The sequence below is a fragment of the Bradyrhizobium sp. STM 3809 genome (assembly GCF_000239795.1).
In the GTDB taxonomy this organism is placed as follows: Bacteria; Pseudomonadota; Alphaproteobacteria; order Rhizobiales; family Xanthobacteraceae; genus Bradyrhizobium.
The window spans coordinates 1-4074 of sequence record NZ_CAFJ01000256.1 but is presented as its reverse complement, the minus strand read 5'-3'; the positions used below and the strand labels follow the sequence as shown (position 1 = coordinate 4074).

General features: G+C 66.7%; 3 protein-coding genes. All 3 read left to right on the top strand.

Annotated features, from left to right (window positions below; all coding sequences use genetic code 11):
* Positions 1-220: 220 nt before the first annotated feature.
* The 3 genes from BRAS3809_RS14430 (at position 221) to BRAS3809_RS14420 (ending at position 3793) form a co-directional block, all read left to right on the top strand.
* Positions 221-1816 carry an acyl-CoA synthetase gene (locus BRAS3809_RS14430; RefSeq protein ID WP_008962842.1) on the top strand — a complete coding sequence of 532 codons (1596 nt, stop codon included), beginning with the start codon at positions 221-223 and terminating at the stop codon, positions 1814-1816.
* Positions 1817-1822: 6 nt separating this feature from the next.
* Entirely contained in the window at positions 1823-2680 is an 858-nt protein-coding gene (locus BRAS3809_RS14425; RefSeq protein ID WP_008962841.1) for a PCC domain-containing protein, read from the top strand.
* A 348-nt stretch (positions 2681-3028) separates the two neighbouring features.
* Positions 3029-3793: an AAA family ATPase gene (locus tag BRAS3809_RS14420; RefSeq protein WP_008962840.1), complete on the top strand. Its 765-nt coding sequence runs from the start codon at positions 3029-3031 to the stop codon at positions 3791-3793.
* Positions 3794-4074 lie beyond the last annotated feature (281 nt).

Here is a 4074-nt window from a genome sequence, read left to right as displayed (position 1 = left end):
ACGACGTGGAAGCAGGTTGGCCGCCACGCCGTGTGCGATCGCCCTGCGGCCGCATGGGAGCGATGGGCAGGGCGGCCTTGCGAGGGCGCGGCAGAGCACGATAAACAGGCCCGGAGGTAACGGGCGGCTGAGATCGCCCGACGGATCGATCGAGGAGACGCTGCCACATGAGTCGGTTCACCGGTCTGTTCATCCGCGTTGTCAGCACGAGGGCTCGTCGATGACGCAGCTGCGCATGTCCCGCCGGGTGATGAACCTCGCGCACATCGTCACGCAGAATGGCCGTCGCTTGGGCGACCGCATCGGCTTCGTGTGGGGCGAGCGCTCGTGGAGCTGGCGCGAGATCGACGCGATGGTCTCGGCGCTGGCGGCGGCGCTGGCCGGGCAGGGGATCGGCAAGGGCGATCGCATCCTGGTGCATTCCAAGAACTGCGAGGAGATGTTCGTCTCCATGTTCGCCGCGTTCCGGCTCGGCGCGGTCTGGGTGCCCACCAATTTCCGCCTGATGCCGGACGAGGTCGCCTATCTCGCGACCGCCTCTGGCGCGAAGGCGTTTCTCTGCCACGGCGATTTTCCCGAGCATGCCGCGGCCGTGACCACGGCTGATTTCACCTGGCGCATCGGCGACGGCGGCACTTTCGGCACGCGCACGGTCGCTGACGCGATCAAGGCGCATGTTGGCGCGGAGGTGGCGAATGCTGCGGTGGAGCACGACGATCCCTGCTGGTTCTTCTTCACCTCGGGCACGACGGGCCGCTCCAAGGCTGCGGTGCTGACGCATGGCCAGATGGCCTTCGTCATCACCAACCATCTCGCCGATCTCACGCCCGGTACCACCGAGCATGACGCCTCTCTCGTCGTGGCGCCGCTGTCGCACGGCGCCGGCGTGCATCAGCTGATGCAGAGCGCGCGCGGCGCCAAGACCGTGCTGCTGCCGAGCGAGAAGTTCGACATCACCGAGGCCTTCCGCCTGATCGAGAGACATCGCGTCAGCAATCTCTTCACCGTGCCGACCATCCTGAAGATGATGGTCGAGCATCCCGCGGTCGATCAGTTCGATCATTCCTCGCTGCGTCACGTCATCTATGCCGGCGCGCCGATGTACCGCGAGGATCAGAAGCGCGCGCTGGCGCGGCTCGGCATGGTCATCGTGCAGTATTTCGGCCTCGGCGAGGTCACCGGCAACATCACGGTGCTGCCGGCCGCGGCGCATGAGGAAGAGGATGGACCGGCGGCGCGGATCGGCACCTGTGGCTATGAGCGCACGGGCATGCAGGTCTCGATCCAGGACGACCAGGGCCGCGAGCTCAGGGCGGGCGAGACCGGCGAGATCTGCGTCATCGGCCCGGCCGTGTTCGCCGGCTACTACGACAACGCGGAAGCGAACGCGAAGGCGTTTCGCGACGGCTGGTTCCGCACCGGCGATCTCGGCCATATGGACGCGCAGGGTTTCGTGTACATCACGGGCCGCGCGTCCGACATGTACATCTCCGGCGGCTCCAACATCTATCCGCGCGAGGTCGAGGAAAAGATCCTGACCCATCCGGATATCGGCGAGGTCGCCGTGCTCGGCGTGCCCGATCCGGTCTGGGGCGAGGTCGGCGTCGCCGTCTGCGTCGCGCGCGAGGGCGCGACAGCGCCGAGCGAAAGCGACATCGCCGGCTATCTCGCGACCAAGCTGCCGCGCTACAAGATGCCGAAGCGGTTCTTCTTCTGGGAGGCGCTTCCGAAATCGGGCTACGGCAAGATCCCCAAGCGTCTGGTGCGCGACGAGCTCGAGGCGCGCGGGCTGCTCGACCTGACCAAGCAGGGCTGACGCGCGATGCGATCGATCACCCAGCCCGGCGCGCCCATCGCTGACCGCATCCAGTGGGTCGAGGCGCGCGGCCGCAGCTTCAGCTTCACGCTCGAAAAGGGCCTGCCGCTGCTCGAAGCGGCGCATCGCGGCTTCGCGGCGCAAGGCTTTGCCGGCGGCGTGCTGGAGATGAAACGCGGCGCGCTCGGGCCGTTCGCCTACGTCATGCCGGCGCTCTCGAAGACGCCGAACCATGCGGCGTTCTACAGCGAGACCCATAGGCCCGGCGGCGTCAGCCAGCTCTCGACCGGCACGATGACGCTGGGCGTGCGCGATGGCGCGCCGTTCTTTCATTGCCACGCGTTGTGGACGGAAGACGGGGCGCGCGCCGGCGGCGGGCACATCCTGCCGGAGGAGACCCTCGTCGCCGAGCCGTTCGAGGTTGCGGCGTTCGGTTTGGACGGCGCGATGTTCACGGCCGCGCCGGATCCCGAGACCGGCTTCAAGCTGTTCGGGCCGGTGGCGGCTGCGCCCCGTGCAGCAAAAACCGATCGCCGCGCCCTCGCGCTGCGGCTGCGGCCGAACCAGGATGTCGCCCTCTGCCTCGAAGCATTCTGCCGGGCGCATGGCATCCGCGAGGCGCTGATCCGCGGCGGCGTCGGCTCGACCATCGGCGCGCGCTTCGAAGATGGCTCCGTCGTCGAGCCGTTTGCGACCGAGCTGACGATCACCGCCGGTGCGATTGCGCCGGGCGAGGATGGTCCCGAAGCGGTGCTCGACGTCGCACTGGTGGACTATACCGGCGCGCTGGCACAGGGGCGTCTGGTGCGCGGCGACAATCCGGTGCTGATGACCATGGAGCTGGTGCTGGAGGTGGTGGCGTAGCAGGAGCTGTCTGGCGCGTGCCATCGTGTTTTCCTGTGTCAAGCGCTCCCCGCGCATGCCAATGGCGCAGCGTTCAGGTGCCCTCCACGTTGTCATTCCGGGACGCCGCGCAGCGGCGGGCCCGGAATCCATACTCGCGATCGTGGTTATGGATTCCGGGCTCGCCCGCCACGGGTCAAATGGCAGGACGCCATTTGACCCGTGTCGAGCGCCCCGGAATGACGGAGGTGAGAGCTGGCCTCGCTCGCGAAGCTTGGGCGTCAGAGCACTGACGGCGCGGCGGCCACGGTGGCCGATTCCGCGGCAATGTGCGAAGCTTGCGGCGAGATCACCAATGGCGAAGGCGTCATGGCGCGAAAGCAGCGCGAGATCCGGCTGCCGGCTCCCTATCTGAAGCGGCTGTGGCTCGATCCGGCGAAGATCGCCGATCGTGCGGCGTACCCGTTCTGCCTGCCGTTTCTGCAGGACGAATTCGAGCTGAGTTTCTCGCACGCCATCACCATCATCGTCGGCGAGAACGGCACCGGCAAATCGACCCTGCTCGAAGGCATTGCCGCACTTGCCGGCTATGACGAGGCCGGCGGCGGCAAGGGCTACATGCCAGTGGACCATAGCCGTGCCATCGAGCGCATGGGCGGGGCGCTTGCCGATGCGCTGCGCGCGAGCTGGCTGCCCAAGATCACGCAAGGATGGTTCTTCCGCGCCGAAAGCTTTTTCTCCGTCGCGCGCTATCTCGACGAGGTCGCGGTGTCGAGTGGCGGCGCGCCGCCCGATTTCCTGTCGCATTCTCACGGCGAGGGTTTTCTGCGCTTCTTCGAGGAGCGCTGTCGCCGCCAGGGGATCTACATCTTCGACGAGCCGGAATCGGCGCTGTCGCCGGCGCGCCAGATCGAGTTTCTCAAGCTGATGCGGCGGATGGATCAGTCGGGACACTGCCAGGTCCTGATGGCCACCCATTCGCTCGTGTTGATGGCTTATCCCGGCGCGACCTTGCTGCGGCTGACCAAATACGGCCTGGAGAAGGTCGCGGTGCAGGACACCGATCATTTCAAGGCGCTGCGCGAATTCTGCAACGATCCGGATGGGTTCGTGCAGGGCGTGTTGGCGGAGTGAGCGAGTGCTCTGGCTCGTCTGCGTTGCTTTGCCTCGCTCGGTACGACACCCCCAGCTGTCATCGCCCGGCTTGACCGGGCGATCCAGTACGCCGCGGCCCATCGATCAACAATGAACGCCTCTGGAATACTGGATCGCCCGGTCAAGCCGGGCGATGACAGGAGAATGTGGAGCGATCGTGTTGCGCAACAACTTGGCATGAAGCACCGTTCTCGCGGTGCATCCGCACCCGAGCTTTTGACTTTCAGTCCGCCCTCCCGGTTGAGAGGGCGCAGGGAAGG